The 14,534-nt window shown below is 71.9% G+C and carries 14 protein-coding genes; 5 read left to right on the plus strand and 9 right to left on the minus strand.

The window, feature by feature from the left end; translation table 11 throughout:
* Positions 1-1,453: ATP-dependent DNA helicase (locus GSF22_RS20130; protein ID WP_307804151.1), on the minus strand; the 1,453-nt coding region annotated here is incomplete at its 3' end.
* A gap of 137 nt (positions 1,454-1,590) precedes the next feature.
* Between GSF22_RS20130 and GSF22_RS20135 the strand changes: the two genes are divergently transcribed.
* A complete protein-coding gene (locus GSF22_RS20135; RefSeq protein WP_208815273.1) occupies positions 1,591-2,097 on the plus strand; it encodes a DUF402 domain-containing protein in 507 nt (168 codons plus the stop codon).
* 26 nt (positions 2,098-2,123) lie between these two features.
* Here the strand turns inward: GSF22_RS20135 and sigJ are convergent, their stop codons facing one another.
* The gene (gene sigJ / locus GSF22_RS20140) at positions 2,124-3,077 is read right to left on the minus strand and encodes an RNA polymerase sigma factor SigJ (protein ID WP_208815274.1); all 954 of its coding nucleotides are present in this window, start codon (positions 3,075-3,077) and stop codon (positions 2,124-2,126) included.
* A 221-nt stretch (positions 3,078-3,298) separates the two neighbouring features.
* Here sigJ and GSF22_RS20145 point away from each other — a divergent pair, with 221 nt between their 5' ends.
* From GSF22_RS20145 to GSF22_RS20155, 3 genes are all read left to right on the plus strand, one after another.
* The gene (locus tag GSF22_RS20145) at positions 3,299-4,465 is read left to right on the plus strand and encodes a PPK2 family polyphosphate kinase (protein ID WP_307804153.1); all 1,167 of its coding nucleotides are present in this window, start codon (positions 3,299-3,301) and stop codon (positions 4,463-4,465) included.
* 119 nt (positions 4,466-4,584) lie between these two features.
* Positions 4,585-5,211, plus strand: coding sequence for a DUF47 domain-containing protein (locus GSF22_RS20150; protein ID WP_208815275.1), 627 nt, complete (start codon positions 4,585-4,587; stop codon positions 5,209-5,211).
* Between the two features lie 4 nt (positions 5,212-5,215).
* Positions 5,216-6,220: an inorganic phosphate transporter gene (locus GSF22_RS20155; protein ID WP_208815276.1), complete on the plus strand. Its 1,005-nt coding sequence runs from the start codon at positions 5,216-5,218 to the stop codon at positions 6,218-6,220.
* A gap of 178 nt (positions 6,221-6,398) precedes the next feature.
* Here GSF22_RS20155 and GSF22_RS20160 read toward each other — a convergent pair whose 3' ends face one another.
* Entirely contained in the window at positions 6,399-7,367 is a 969-nt protein-coding gene (locus GSF22_RS20160) for a Gfo/Idh/MocA family protein (RefSeq protein ID WP_208815277.1), read from the minus strand.
* A 77-nt stretch (positions 7,368-7,444) separates the two neighbouring features.
* On the opposite strand from GSF22_RS20160, the gene GSF22_RS20165 reads away from it, so the two are divergent.
* Positions 7,445-8,314: an NUDIX hydrolase gene (locus GSF22_RS20165; RefSeq protein ID WP_208815278.1), complete on the plus strand. Its 870-nt coding sequence runs from the start codon at positions 7,445-7,447 to the stop codon at positions 8,312-8,314.
* Between the two features lie 81 nt (positions 8,315-8,395).
* Here GSF22_RS20165 and pstB read toward each other — a convergent pair whose 3' ends face one another.
* The 6 genes from pstB to GSF22_RS20195 all read right to left on the minus strand — a co-directional run.
* Entirely contained in the window at positions 8,396-9,172 is a 777-nt protein-coding gene (gene pstB / locus GSF22_RS20170; protein ID WP_208815284.1) for a phosphate ABC transporter ATP-binding protein PstB, read from the minus strand.
* A gap of 20 nt (positions 9,173-9,192) precedes the next feature.
* Positions 9,193-10,266: a phosphate ABC transporter permease PstA gene (pstA, locus tag GSF22_RS20175; protein ID WP_208815279.1), complete on the minus strand. Its 1,074-nt coding sequence runs from the start codon at positions 10,264-10,266 to the stop codon at positions 9,193-9,195.
* A 22-nt stretch (positions 10,267-10,288) separates the two neighbouring features.
* Entirely contained in the window at positions 10,289-11,380 is a 1,092-nt protein-coding gene (gene pstC, locus GSF22_RS20180) for a phosphate ABC transporter permease subunit PstC (RefSeq protein ID WP_208815280.1), read from the minus strand.
* Positions 11,381-11,429: 49 nt separating this feature from the next.
* Positions 11,430-12,536, minus strand: coding sequence for a phosphate ABC transporter substrate-binding protein PstS (gene pstS / locus GSF22_RS20185; protein WP_208815281.1), 1,107 nt, complete (start codon positions 12,534-12,536; stop codon positions 11,430-11,432).
* Between the two features lie 256 nt (positions 12,537-12,792).
* Positions 12,793-13,761, minus strand: coding sequence for a mycothiol synthase (mshD, locus tag GSF22_RS20190; RefSeq protein WP_208815282.1), 969 nt, complete (start codon positions 13,759-13,761; stop codon positions 12,793-12,795).
* Between the two features lie 102 nt (positions 13,762-13,863).
* The coding region (locus GSF22_RS20195) for a polysaccharide deacetylase family protein (RefSeq protein WP_208815283.1) at positions 13,864-14,534 on the minus strand (671 nt) is incomplete at its 5' end.

Here is a 14,534-nt window from a genome sequence, read left to right on the forward strand (position 1 = left end):
GGACCGACGTGGCGCCGTCGCGTCCCGCCGCCCCGCCGGCCCCCCGGGTCGAGGCGGCCTGCGCCTGCGCGGCCGGGGACGGGGTGGACTCCGTGGTGGCCAACCCCAGGGCCCGGGCCACCGTGTCGAACCGTCCGCCCAGGGTCAGGGTGGCCGAGGTGGCGACCACGGTGCGCTCGTCGTACAGGTGGGTGGCGAGCGTGCCCGCGACGGAGAGCGGCGCGACGACCAGCGCCCGTCGCCCGGAGCCGGCGCCCTCCGGCTTCTCCACCCACGCCACGTCGTGGTCGGCCTCCTCCAGCAGCCGCTGCGCGGTCTTCGACAGCTCGTCCAGCACCGCCTTCGCCTGCTGCTTGCGGACCGGATCGGGATCGTCGGCCTTCACGTCGCCGATCGCCTCCAACGCCGCCCGGGTCGCCGCGTCCAGCAGGGTGCACGCCTCGGCCAGGGCGGCCGGCAGCCCGGCGGTGATCCGGCCGGCAGGGGTCTCGGTCAGCCCCACCGACAACGCGTCGGCCGCCTCGACCAGCGCCTCGGCGGTCTCCGGCTTCAACAGCGGCCGGGCCCGGCGGGCCGCCCGGTCGATCAGCTCCGGCACCAGCTCGGCCTGCGCCGCCGACGACACCCGGTCGACCAGCTCGTGCGCCTCGTCGACGATCAGCAGCTTGTGCGGCGGGACGATCTGCCGGCCGGCGAGCATGTCGACGGCGAGCAGGCTGTGGTTGGTGACCACGATGTCCGCCTCCCGGGCGCGGGCCCGGGACGCCTCCGCGAAGCACTCCGCCCCGAAGGGGCACCGCCCGGCACCGACGCACTCCCGGGCGGGCATCGACACCGTCCGCCACACCTGGTCGTCCACGCCCGGGTCCAGCTCGTCCCGGTCGCCGGTCTCGGTCTCCATGGCCCAGTCGCGTACCCGTTGGATCTGCTTGCCCAGCCGACCCGTCTCACCCAGCCAGCGCAGGCCGCCACCACCGCCGTCCCCGCCCGGGGCGTCGAAGAGGGCGTCCCCCGGCTCCTCCTCCGTCGAGCTGTCCAACCGGGCCAGGCAGAGATAGTGGTGCCGGCCCTTGAGCACCGCGAAGGTGGGCCGCCGCTTCAGCAACGGCTCCACCGCGTCGGCGAGCCGGGGCAGGTCGTGCTCGACCAACTGGGACTGGAGGGCCAGGGTCGCCGTGGAGACCACGACCGGGCCGTCCACGGTCAGCGCGGGAGCCAGGTACGCCAGCGACTTGCCGGTACCCGTACCGGCCTGGACCAGCAGGTGCTCGCCGGAGGAGATGCTCTCCGAGATGGCGACCGTCATCTGCTGCTGGCCCGGGCGGGTGGCGCCGCCGGGCACCGTCTCCACCGCTGCGGTGAGCAACTCGACACCGGTGGGCCGGTTGCCCGAGCGCCGCCGCCCGGCCTGGACGGACTTCGGGAAACCGAGGGTGGTGCGGGGCGCGGTCACCGTTGGACGGTACCCAACGCCGCCGACACCGTGCCCCGCACGCCACCCCGACCGGAGGTCACTCTTCGGAACCGATCGACGGCGCCCGGTCTATTCCCAGGGGCGCCGGCCGGGCGGTATCGGATAGTCTGCGGTGCATGTCGAGCGATGTGGTGCGGGTGATCTACCGCAAGTACGACGGCACCCCCCACCGCGACTACCCGGCCCGCCGGCTGGCCGAGGACGACCTGGGGGTCTGGCTCGGTGTGCAGGCCGGCACCAGGTCCATCTACCACGGTCGACCCTCGGTGGAGCAGATCCCGTTCGTGCTGCTCGTGCCGCACCAGGGCTGGTGGACCGGCATGTTCAACCCGCCGCCGAGGACCAGTGAGGTCTACTGCGACATCGCCAGCCAGGCCCGCTGGGAGGGCGACGACACGGTGCACCTGATCGACCTCGACCTCGACGTGGTGCGGCGCCGGGCGACCGGTGCCGTCGAGCTGCGCGACGAGGACGAGTTCGCCGAGCACCGGGCCCGGTTCGGCTACCCGGACGACCTGGTGGTCGAGGCCGAGGCGGCGGCCCGGTGGCTGTTCACCGTGCTGGGGGACGGCACCGAGCCGTTCGCCACCGCGTACCGGAAATGGCTGGCCCTGGTGGTCTGAGCGACCGACCCCGGTCCTGCCGACGGTCAGCCCTCCAGGTCGGCCAGTCGGGCCACCCCGCGCAGCTTGTCGGGATTGGACTGCTGGTAGACGTGGGTGATCCGCCCCCCGTCGACGGCGAACGAGACCACGCTGCGCCACAGTCGACCGTCCCGGTGGACCATTTCGGCCAGCAGCCCGAGGCTCCCGTTGACCAGCACCGGGCGGTACCACTGCTCGCCCCGGACGGCGAGCGGCGACGGCCGGGCCACCCCGATCCAGAACCGGGCCACCCGGTCCGCGCCGAGCACCGGACGCAGGGCCGACGGGAAGTGCCCGCCACTGTCGCCCACCAGGACCACCCCCGGCGCGAGCACCGCCAGCAGGCCGGCCAGGTCCCCGCTCTCGGCGGCCCGTAGGAACGCCTCGACCACCCGCCGCTGCTCCGCCGGACCGGCGGTGTGCCGGGGTGCCCCCGGGTCACTCACCGTCCGGCGGGCCCGGGAGGCGAGCTGGCGGGCGGCGGCCGGGGTGGTACCCAGCACGGCGGCGACCTCCGCGAACGGGGTGCCGAAGATGTCGTGCAGCACGAAGGCGACCCGCTGCTCCGGGGTGAGCTGCTCCAGTACCACCAGCAGCGCCAACCCGACCTCGTCGGTGCGGGCGACCCGCTCCGCCGGGTCGGGCGCGAACCCGCCCGTCGCCGCCCCGGCCGGCAGCCGGCTGACGACCGGCTCGGGCAGCCACTGGCCCGGGTACGTCTCCCGGCGTACCCGCGCCGACCGCAGGACGTCCAGGCAGATCCGCGCGGTGGTGGTGGTCAGCCAGGCGCGCGGTTCGCGGACCTCGGCCCGGTACGCCGGATCGGCGAACGCGTGCGCGTACCGCAGCCAGGTCTCCTGGACGGCGTCCTCCGCCTCGCTGCGGCTGCCCAGCATCCGGTAGGCGACCGCCGTCAGATGGGCCCGTTCCGCCTCGAATTCCGCCACCAGCTCCCGCACCCCGGCAGTGTAAGGAAGGGCCCCCGCTTAACGTTTTCGGTAGAGGAAGGGCCCCTTGTTAACAACTCTTCCCGCTGGCGTCCGCCCTGGGCGTCTCCGGTCGGCTGCCCTGGGCGTCTCGGGGCGACGGCCCTGGGCGTCTCCGGTCGGTTCTTCGGTCGGCAGCGTTGGACGTCTCCGGTCGACGGGCGGGACGGCGCCGGGTGCGTGATGATCGGGCGATGAGCGATGGCAACCTCAGCCCCCGGGGCGGCTCCCTTCGTGACCTGCTCCGGGCGGTACCCGGCGACGACGGCCTGGTTGACCTGGCCGCTGTCGATCCCCGGTCCACCCCGGGGCTGCCCGGCCCGGACGTGACCGGCGGGGACCGGAAGACCTGGGCCCGGGGCGAGGTCGCCCGGATCGGGGCGTACCTCGCAGCGCACCAGGAGATGCTCTTCGCGGGTGCGAAAGCCGACCGGTCCGACGGTCGCCGGGTGCTGCTGGTGCTCCAGGCGATGGACTGTGGCGGTAAGGACGGGGTGGTCAAGCGGGTGGCCGGTGCGATGAACCCGCTGGGCCTGCACATCAGGTCCTTCGGGCCGCCGACTCCCGAGGAGCAGCGGCACGACTTCCTGTGGCGGATCCGGCGGGCACTGCCGCCACCCGGCCGGGTCGGCGTCTTCAACCGCTCGCACTACGAGGACGTACTGGTGGCCCGGGTGGCGAAGGTCACCCCGGAGCCGGTCTGGCGGGCCCGGTACGACCAGATCAACGCCTTCGAACGGGAACTGGCCGAGGCCGGGGTCACCCTGATGAAGGTGATGCTGCACATCTCCTACGCGGAGCAGCGGGAACGGCTCCTGCAACGGCTCACCGACCCGCGCAAGTACTGGAAGTACGATCCGGCGGACGTGGACGCCCGGGCCCGTTGGGGGGACTACCAGACGGCGTACGCGGAGGCGCTCGGCCGCTGTGACAGCGACCGTGCCCCCTGGTACGTGGTCCCCGCCGACCGGAAGTGGTACCGGGACTGGGCGGTCGCCCACCTGCTCCGTGAGACCTTTGCCACCCTCGACCTCGGGTACCCGCCGCCCACCTTCGACGTGGCTCACGAGCGGCGCCGCCTCGCGGCGGAGGAGCCGGGGTGGCGAGCGGCGGACCATCCGGCGGCGGCAGGGCCGGTGGCGCGTCCCGGGCCGGTGGCGGAGCCCGGGCGTGTGGCGGAGCCCGGGCGTGTGGCGGAGCCCGGGCGTGTGGCGGAGCCCGGGCGTGTGGCGCACGGCCGCGCGGCGGCGGTACCGGCGCAGGGTGCCGGGCGGGTACCCGGGCCCACCGGAGCGACCCCGAACCGGACCCGCACCGGCGCCCACGCGGGGCAAGATGAACGGCAGGTGAACGAGCAGTGAATACGGGTTGGCCAGGGGTGGGCCGGCTGATGGGCCGTTTTCCTGTTTCCTAGCATTCCCCAGGGCAGCCCGCCCTCGGGAACCCGCCACCCGTCCACCGACGCAACGAGGTCCGTGCCGTGAAGTTTTCCTTCCGCCCCAGCGAGGGCGCCTTCTACGAGCTCTTCACCAGGGCCGCGCAGAACCTGGTGCGGGGTACCGAGCTCCTCAACGAGCTGAGCCTGCCGGGGGTCGACGTGCAGTCGGTCAGCGAGCGGCTCACCGAGGTCGAGCACGACAGCGACCAGATCACCCACGATCTCTTCAAGAAGATCAACTCTACGTTCATCACGCCCTTCGATCGGGAGGACATCTACCGTCTCGGGTCGCAGCTCGACGACGTGATGGACCACCTGGAGGCGGTCGGCAACCTGCTCTACCTCTACGGGCTCACCAAGCTGCCGTCGCTGCCGCGTGAGATGCACGAACTGGTCAACGTCCTCGACCTGCAGGCGAAGCTGACCGCCGAGGCGATGCCGAGGCTGAGGACGATGAAGGCTCTCGAGGACTACTGGATCGAGTGCAACCGGCTGGAGAACGACGGCGACCAGGCGTACCGGATGCTGCTGGTCCGGCTCTTCTCCGGCGAGTACGACGCGCTGACGGTGCTGAAGATGAAGGAGGTCGCCGACGAGCTGGAGGCGGCCTGCGACGCCTTCGAGCACGTGGCGAACACAATCGAGACCATCGCGGTCAAGGAGTCCTGAGCCAGTGTCCCCGGAACTCATCGCCGTACTGGCGGTGATCTTGGTAGCGCTGGCGTTCGACTACACCAACGGCTTCCACGACGCCGCAAACGCGATCGCGACCAGCATCTCCACCCGGGCCCTGACCCCCCGGGTGGCGCTCGCCATGGCTGCGGTCGGCAACTTCATCGGCGCGCACTTCGGCGCCGAGGTCGCCAAGACCGTCGGCAGCGGCCTGGTCAAACTCCCGACCGGTACGGCCAGCCTCGGCATCGTCTTCGCCGGTGTCATCGGCGCCATCACCTGGAACCTGATCACCTGGTACTTCGGGCTGCCGTCCTCGTCGTCGCACGCCCTGATCGGCGGCCTGGTCGGCTCGACCCTGGCCGCCGCCGGCACCGTGCTCTGGACGGGCATCGCGGAGGACGTCATCCTCCCGATGGTGCTCTCCCCGATGGTGGGCTTCCTGCTCGGGTACATCGTCATGATCGCCGTGCAGTGGATCTTCCGGAAGGGGCACCCGGGCAAGCTGAACCGGGGCTTCCGCTGGGCGCAGACCGCCTCGGCCGCCGCCATGTCGGTCGGTCACGGCATGCAGGACGCCGCCAAGACCATCGGCATCGTCGTGCTGGCCCTCTACGTCGGCGGGTACCAGGACGACCCGGGCTTCATCCCGGAGTGGGCCTTCTGGACCTCGGCCGCCGTCCTCGCCGCCGGCACCTACGCCGGTGGTTGGCGGATCATCCGTACCCTCGGTCGGCGGATCATCGACCTCAAGCCGCCGGAGGGGTTCGCCGCCGAGACCGTGGCCAGCTCGGTGCTCTACTTCAACGCCCTGGTGCTCGGCGCCCCGATCTCGACCACCCACACCATCACCTCGGCCATCATGGGCGTCGGGGCCACCAAGCGGCTCTCCGCCGTCCGGTGGGGGGTGGCGGGCAACATCGTCGGGGCTTGGGTACTGACCTTCCCGGCCGCCGGATCGATCGGCGCGATCATGTACTTCCTGGTCCGGCCGTTCTTCAGCTGAGGCAGCACGTCTCAGTCGAGGCGGCACCGATCAGCCTGAGGCGGGCACCGCCGGTCGCCCGGTGTGACGCGTTAAGAAGGGCCCCTTCCTGTACCGGAAACGACAGGAAGGGGCCCTTGCGAACGGTCCGGCGGCGCATGCTGCGCCGGGGTGCCCCCGGACCGTTCGTCCTGACACCTCAGGTGTAGCTGACGCCGATCCGCTCCCGGATGTCGTCGAGGAGGGTCATCACCTCCAGGGTGACGCTGTGCGGCACGAGCGGACTCTCCCGCAGCCCGGCCGCGAGGCAGCGCTGCACCTCGGCCGCCTCGTCCTGGTACCCGTTGCCGACCAGCTCACCGGGGACCGTCTCCGGCTCGGCGCCCAGCCGGTGCAGCACCGCGTGCCCGGGCCGGAAGAACGGCGACGGCAGCTCGATCCGGCCGAGGGTCCCGGTGACCGCGGCGGTGATCCCGGTCAGCCCGAGCATGCCGCAGCTCAGCGTGGCGACCGCCCCCGAGTCGTACCCGAGCACGATGCCGGTGTTCTCGTCGACGCCCTCCGGGCCGAGCTTCGCCCACGCCGTGACGTGGTCCGGCACCCCGAGCAGCAGGTGGGCCAGGCTGACCGGGTACACCCCGAGGTCCAGCAGGGCGCCACCGCCGAGCAGCCGGTTGCGCATCCGGTGCTCCGGCGGGAACGGTCCGGCCACCCCGAAGTCGGCCTGTACGCCGGTGAGCGTGCCGATCGCCCCGTCCGCGATCAGCTCGCGTACCCGCCGGACCAGCGGGTTGCAGCGCATCCACATCGCCTCCATCAGGAAGACGTCGCGGCTCCGCGCGGTCTCGACCAGTTCCACCGCCCCGGCCCGGTCCAGGGTGATCGGCTTCTCCACCAGTACCGCCCGACCGGCGGCCAGGCAGGTCATGGTCGCCTCGTGGTGCGCGGAGTGCGGGGTGGCGACGTACACCACGTCCAGGTCGTCGTCGGCGGCCAGCTCCGACCAGGAGCCGTAGGCCCGCCCGATGCCGTGCCGCTCGGCGAAGAGCCGGGCCGACTCGACGGTACGGGAACCGACGGCCACCACCTCCGCGTCCGGCAGCAGCCGCAGGTCCTCGACGAAACGGCCGGCGATGTTTCCGGTGGCCAGGATTCCCCAACGCGTCATGCCCGGAACGCTAACCGAGAACCCGGGGGCGGCAGCCGTGCCGCCCACTGGACAGGACGGCGCACTACGCTCGCGGAATGACCCTCGACAGTGAGCAGCCGACCGCGCACCGACCCGATTCCGCCGCCCGTACCTTCGGGGCGCCGCCGGCACTGGTCGAGCACGCCCGCCGGTTCCACGCCGAGGGCGGTGTCCCGGCCACCCCACGGGTCGCGGCCACCGTGCTCCTGCTCCGCCCCGCCGGCACCGACTTCGAGGTGTACCTGATCCGTCGGGTGGCGGCGATGGCCTTCGGTGGCATGTACGCCTTCCCGGGCGGGGGGGTGGACCCCTCCGACTCGCAGGTGCACCTGGACTGGTCGGGTCCGTCACCGGCGCACTGGGGTGACCGGCTGGGACTGGCCGCCGGCCCGGCCCAGGCGGTGGTGTGCGCCGCCGCCCGCGAGGTCTTCGAGGAGGCGGGCGTGCTGCTCGCCGGCCCGGCCGCGCGGACCGTGGTCGGTGACGTCAGCTCCGACGACTGGGAGTCGGCCCGGTCCGCGCTGGTCCGTCGGGAGCTGCGCTTCGCGGACCTGCTCGCCGGGCGGGACCTGACGTTCCGTTCGGACCTGCTGCGGCCGTGGAGCCGGTGGATCACCCCGGAGTTCGAGCCGCGCCGCTTCGACACGTACTTCTTCGTGGCCCTGCTGCCCGAGGGGCAGCGGACCCGGGACGTCTCCGGCGAGGCCGACCACACCATGTGGGTACGCCCGGCGGACGCCCTGGCCCGCGCGGCGGCCGGGGAACTCGCCATGCTGCCGCCGACCCTGGTCACCCTGACCGAGGTGGCCGCCGCGGGTGACCTGGCCGGGGTGCTGGCCGCTGCGGACACCCGGGACGCGGCCACCCCGGTCACGCCCCGGCTGGAGCTGCCCGCCGACGGCGAACCCCGCTTCGTGCTGCGCTGAGCTGCTGATGTGCTGACCTGTTAGGAAGGGCCCCTTCCTATACCGAAAGCGATAGGAAGGGGCCCTTCCTAACCGGCGGCCTCAGCCGAAGCGGCCGGTGATGTAGTCCTCGGTCTTCTTCACGCTCGGGTTGGTGAAGATCTTCTGGGTGTTGTCGTACTCGATCAGCCGGCCCGGGTCACCGGTCTTCTCGATCGAGAAGAACGCGGTACGGTCCGACACCCGGGACGCCTGCTGCATGTTGTGCGTCACGATGATGATCGTGTACTGGTCCTTGAGCTGGAACATCAGCTCCTCGATCGCCAGCGTGGAGATCGGGTCCAGGGCCGAGCAGGGCTCGTCCATCAGCACCACCTGCGGCTCGACCGCGATGGTCCGGGCGATGCAGAGCCGCTGCTGCTGACCGCCGGAGAGGCCGGCGCCCGGCTTGCCCAGCCGGTCCTTGACCTCGTCCCAGAGGTTGGCGGCGCGCAGCGCCTTCTCGGCGGCGTCGGTGAGTACCGACTTCTTCTTGACCCCGTTGAGCCGCAGCCCGGCGACCACGTTCTCGAAGATGGACATGGTGGGGAACGGGTTGGGCCGCTGGAAGACCATGCCGATCATCCGGCGGACCGCCGTGACGTCCACGTCCCGGTCGTAGACGTCCTGGCCGTCGATGGTCAGGCTGCCCTCCACCCGGGCCCCGGGCAGCACCTCGTGCATCCGGTTGATCGACCGGAGGAAGGTCGACTTGCCGCAGCCGGACGGGCCGATCAGGGCGGTCACCGTCTTCGGTTCGACGGTCATGTTGATGTTCTCGATCGCCTTGAACGCCCCGTAGTACGCGGTCACGTTGGTGGCTTCGATGCGCTTGGCCATGGTGGTGGTACCTCCGGTGTTCATCGGCTCAGCTGGTTCCGCCGGGCGAGCAGCTTCGCCGCGACCGTCAGGATCAGGACCAGGGCGACCAGGGTGAGGGCCGCCGTCCAGGCCCGCGCCGGGGCGTACCGGGACGCGTCACCGGCCTGCTGGTAGACGAAGAGCGCGAGGGACGACTGGTTGTTCTCGAACGGGTTGAGGTTGATCGCCGCACCGCCGCCCGCGACGAGCAGGACCGGGGCGGTCTCCCCGGCCGCGCGGGCGATGGCGAGCATCACGCCGGTGACGATGCCGGGCAGCGCGGTCGGCAGGACCACCCGCAGGATGGTCTTCCACTTCGGTACGCCGAGCGCGTACGCGCCCTCCCGCAGCGGGGCCGGCACGAGCCGCAGCATCTCCTCGGTGGAGCGCACGATGGTGGGCAGCATCAGCACGCTCAACGCGAGCGCGGCGGCGAAGCCGGAGAAGCCGGGCCGACCGTCGTTGAACACCGGCGACACGATCAGCACCCAGAAGGCCAGCACGAACAGGCCGGAGACGATCGACGGGATACCGGTCATCACGTCGACGAAGAACCGGATCGCGAAGGCGAACCGGCCCCGGCCGTACTCGACGACGTAGATCGCGCAGAGGATGCCGAGCGGCACGGTGATCAGGGTGGCGATGCCGACCTGCTCCAGCGTGCCGACGATGGCGTGGTAGGCGCCGCCGTTCGGGTCCCGGGCGCCGATGTTGTTCATCGAGGTGCCGAAGAAGTTGCCGTCCAGCCGCTCCGCGCCCTTGCTGACCAGGGTCCAGACCACCGAGGCCAGCGGCAGGACGGCGAGCACGAACGCCGAGTGGATCAGGGCGCTCCAGGTGCGGTTGCGGGCCGCCCGGCGCCCCTCGACCGCGTTGCTGGCCGCGTAGAGTCCGGCCAGGTAGAGGACCGCGCCGAGGACGACGACGAGGACCGGTCCGCCGATGCCGCCGCCGTAGACGGCCGCCGCCGCGAGCGCGAGCGCCGCCGCGGCGATGCCGATCGGGGCGTACCCGGGCAGCCGGCGGGCCCGCAGGTCCACCGCCCGGGGAGAGGGTGTGGTCAGGGTGCTCATGCCGTCACCTCGTTGTGCTCGCTCATGCGGCCGACTCCGTGAACTCCCGGCGACGGTGGATGATCGCCCGCGCGGTGATGTTGACGATCAGGGTGATCGCGAAGAGCATCAGACCGGAGGCGATCAGCGCGCCCCGGCCGGTGTCGTTGGCCTCGCCGAAGGCGTTCGCGATGTTCGCGGCGATGGTGTTACCGCCGTTGTCGATGATGTTGAACGAGATGTTGAAGGTGATGCCGAGGGTCAGCGCCAGGGCGATCGTCTCGCCGAGGGCGCGGCCCAGGCCGAGCATCACCGCGGCGATCACCCCGGGCCGGCCGTACGGCAGCACGGCGGTGCGGATCATCTCCCAGCGGGTGGCGCCCAGGGCGAGGGCGGCCTCCTCGTTGGCGGTCGGGGTCTGCCGGAACACCTCGCGGGAGAGCGAGGTGATGATCGGCAGCACCATGATCGCCAGTACCAGGGCGCCGAGCAGCATCGAGGCGCCGTACGGGCCGTCGCCGCCGAAGAGCGGCAGCCACCCGAAGTACCGGTTCAGCCAGGCGGACAGGTCGGCGACCGGGCCGGAGAAGTAGTCCCGGCCCCAGAGCCCGAACACCACGCTGGGTACGGCGGCGAGCAGGTCGATCAGGAAACCGAGGGCGTTGCCGAGCCGGCGGGGCGCGTAGTGCGACAGGTACAGCGCGATGCCCAGCGCCACCGGTACCGCCACCAGCAGCGCCAGCACGGCGCTCAGCACGGTGCCGAAGGCCAGCGCCCCGATCCCGAACCGGGGTTCGGGGTCGTTGGGGAACCAGCCCTCGAAGGTCCAGAAGCTCACCGTGTTGGCGCGTAGTGCCGGTACCGCCTTGGCGACCAGGAAGACCGCGATCGCGACGATGACCACGAGGACCGCCGTACCGGCGGCGAGGGTCAGGCCACGGAAGGCGCGTTCGGCACCGAAGGCCCGGCGTCGGGGCAGCCCGCCGCCTCCGCCGAGGGCACCCCCGCCCGGGGTACGGCTGGTCGGTACGTCCTCGGCCGGACGCGCCGAGGCACCGGCGGGCCGGGCGTGATCGGTGATCACGCGCGACGCGCCGGTGCCGGCGTCGGCCGAGCGGGGAGGGGTGTCACCCATCTGCTCGCTCGCTTCGTTGACGGAGGAATCTCCAGGGGACGGGGGTCGGTCAGGCGATGTTCTTGACCGCGGTCTCGACCTTGGCGCGGACGCTCTCCGGCAGCGGGGCGTAGCCCAGCTCGGTCAGCGCGGCCTGGCCCTCGGTGCTGGCGGTGTAGCCGAGGAAGCCCTTGACCAGCGGCAGCTTGTCGGCGGCGAGGCCCTTGCTGCACACGATCTCGTAGGTCACCAGGACGATCGGGTACGCCCCGGCCTCCTTGGTGTTGTAGTCGATCTTCATCTTGAGGTCGTCGCCCTGGCCGACGATCTCGGCACCGGCGATGGTCTTGCCGGCGGACTCGGCGGTCAGCTCGGCGAACTCGCCCGCACCGTTACCGATCTTGGCGATCTTCAGCCCGGAGTTCTCGGCGAACGACCACTCCATGTAGCCGATGGTGCCGTCGGCACCCTTGACCCGGCTGGCCACACCGTCCGAGCCCTTGGCGCCGGTACCGCCCGGGGCCTTCCACTCCTTGGCCTTGCCGAAGGTCCAGTCGGCCTCGGAGGTCTTGGTCAGGAAGTCGGTGAAGTTGTCGGTGGTACCCGAGGAGTCCGACCGGTGCACCGTCTGGATGGCGGTGGCCGGCAGGGCGGCACCCGGGTTGTCGGCCTTGATCGCCGCGTCGTCCCACTTGGTGATCTTGCCGGCGAAGATCTTCGCCAGGGTGGCCGGCTTGAGCTGGAGGTTGTCCACGCCGTTGACGTTGAAGGCCACCGCCACCGGGCCGATCACCATCGGCAGGTTGATCGCGGCCCCACCGACGCACTTGGCGTCCGCCTTCGGCTTCTCCTCGTCCTTCAGGGCCGAGTCGGAGCCGGCGAAGTCGGCGGTACCGGCGATGAACGCCTGGATGCCCGCCCCGGAGCCGGAGGGCTCGTAGTTGATGGTCACGCCCTGGCACTGCTGCTGGTACTTCTTGATCCACTCGGCCATGGCGTTCTTCTGGGCCGAGGAGCCCTGGGCGTTGAGGGTGCCGGTGGCGCAGTTGGCGGCGGCCGAGGCCGGTCCGGAAGCCGAGGCGCCGGCGGGCTCGTTGTTGTCCGAGCCACAAGCACTGAGAGCAAGCGTCGCGGTAAGAGCGAGGCAGGCGAGCGTGCCGTGCCGCTGGAGCTTCACCTGAGGGGTTTCCCTTCACGTCTTCGAAAGCGCCGGGACGGTTCCCCGGGCGCCAGCCGCTGACCGGCTGATACGCAAGTTAGGAGCGCCAGGTAGCCGGTTCGCCGGTCGTGGGTGAACGTGAGGTGAACAGGTGCGGCCGGTCCGGTGGCCGACAGCTGAGGGTCAGTTGTCCGTTGTGTGAACTGAGGGGCTCAGGGGGCGGTTGTTAAGAAGGGCCCCTCCTATACCGAAAGCGTTAACAGGGGGCCCTTCCTTACGACTGGTAGACGACGTGGGCGGTCCAGCGGGCGAAGCCGAGCCGCTCGTACAGCGCCACCGCCCGGGCGTTCTCGTCGTCGACGTAGAGCATCACCCGGTCCAGCCCCTGCGCCCGCAGGTACGCCAGTCCGGCGCTGGTCAGTGCCCGGCCCAGGCCGCCCCGGTGGGCATCCGGGTCCACCCCGAGCACGTAGACCTCGCCGATCCGGCCGGCAGCGGGACGGTGCGTCGCACCGGCGCCGGCAGCCGGGTCGGGGCCGTGGATCTTCGTCCAGTGGAAGCCGAGCAGCCTGCCGGTCGACGCCTCCACGGCGAGCAGGAAACCGGCCGGGTCGAACCACGGCTCGGCCATCCGTACCCGCAGATCCTCCTGGTCGAACCGGCCCTGTTCGGGGTGATCGGCGAAGGCGCGGGCGTTCAACGCCAGCCAGGCGGCGTCGTCCACCCCGGGGGCGAAGGCGCGCAGGGCCACCCCGTCGGGCAGGACCGGGTCCGGCAGGTCGGCGCCGAGGGGTCGACGGAGTTGCCAGAGCAGCCGGGTCCGGGTGAAGCCGAGGTCGACGGCGAGTGCGGCGGCCGAGGGATGGTCGCCGTGCGCCCACGCGTGCAACCGGCCCGGGCTCGCGGCCAGGGCCGTCTCCACCAGGGCCCGGCCGACGCCCCGGTGCCGGTGGGCCGGGTGTACGGCCAGTTCCAGCGGTACACCCTGCCCGGGTGCGGAGAGGTCGAGGTGGGCGTACCCGGTGAGGGTGCCCGCCGGGTCGCGGACCGTGAGGTGCGTGGCGGGGGCACCGGGGTGCCGGAGCCGCAGCAGGACGTGCTCGGCGAGCGGGGCGGCGCCGTCCGCCGAGGTGGCGGTGCCCGCCAGGTCCAGTACCTCGGTCACCTCGGCCGGGGTGAGCCGGTCGGCCCGGCCGACCCGGACCGCGTCCGCACTTCCGGTCGTCCCGTCGCGCTCGATCATGCCCGTCACGGTAGCCGCCCGGCGGCTGTCCGGCCGCCCGCTCACGGTCCCGTCACGCCGTCCCGCTCACGGTCCCGTCACGCCGTCCCGCTCACGGTCCCGTCACGCCGTCCCGGTGGGCAGCGCATCGAGCTGGAAACGCCGGACCAGGTTGGGCAGGATCGTGCCGAGGGCGACGATCGTGCCCTGCCGGTCGCCGCCGGCATCGTGCAGCAGCACGACCGAGCCGGGCACCGTGCTCCCGGTGACCACGGCCGCGATGCTCCCGGCGCCGGGGCGGTTCCAGTCCTTCGGATCGACGGTCCAGTGCAGGGCGGTCATGCCGAGTTCCTGGGCGATCAGGACGACCGGGTACGTCCAGTTTCCGCCGGGCTGCCGGTAGTAGGCGACCCGGGCACCGGGCGCCGCCGCCCAGATGGCCTGGTTGGTGCGGAGCAGGTCGGTCTCGATGACCTGCGGGGAGCGGCTGCCGAGCAGCAGGTCGTGGTTCCAGGAGTGGTTGCACAGGGTGTGTCCCTCGGCCACGATCGCCCGGACCAGGTCCGGGTACCGCTGGGCGTTCTGCCCGACCAGACAGAACGTAGCCTTCACCTGGTACCGCCGGAGCAGTTCCAGGGTCTGCGGGGTCCACTTCGGGTCCGGCCCGTCGTCGAAGGTCAGGGCGACCTGGTTGGATCCGGTGGTCAGCCGGCTGCCGTACGGACCGCCCTGTTCGAGGGGGAGCTGCCGCTGCTCGGCCCCGGTCCCGGACTCCGGGGCGGGCGGTCTCGCGG

It is taken from the genome of Micromonospora echinofusca (assembly GCF_017614955.1).
In the GTDB taxonomy this organism is placed as follows: domain Bacteria; phylum Actinomycetota; class Actinomycetes; order Mycobacteriales; family Micromonosporaceae; genus Micromonospora; species Micromonospora echinofusca_A.

Coding starts and splice junctions, on each gene's coding strand:
- GSF22_RS20135 (WP_208815273.1), top strand. CDS start 1,591: ATGTCGAGCGATGTGGTGCGGGTGATCTACCGCAAGTACGACGGCACC.
- mshD (WP_208815282.1), bottom strand. CDS start 13,761: ATGATCGAGCGCGACGGGACGACCGGAAGTGCGGACGCGGTCCGGGTC.
- GSF22_RS20160 (WP_208815277.1), bottom strand. CDS start 7,367: ATGACGCGTTGGGGAATCCTGGCCACCGGAAACATCGCCGGCCGTTTC.
- GSF22_RS20165 (WP_208815278.1), top strand. CDS start 7,445: ATGACCCTCGACAGTGAGCAGCCGACCGCGCACCGACCCGATTCCGCC.
- GSF22_RS20145 (WP_307804153.1), top strand. CDS start 3,299: ATGAGCGATGGCAACCTCAGCCCCCGGGGCGGCTCCCTTCGTGACCTG.
- pstC (WP_208815280.1), bottom strand. CDS start 11,380: ATGGGTGACACCCCTCCCCGCTCGGCCGACGCCGGCACCGGCGCGTCG.
- pstA (WP_208815279.1), bottom strand. CDS start 10,266: ATGAGCACCCTGACCACACCCTCTCCCCGGGCGGTGGACCTGCGGGCC.
- pstB (WP_208815284.1), bottom strand. CDS start 9,172: ATGGCCAAGCGCATCGAAGCCACCAACGTGACCGCGTACTACGGGGCG.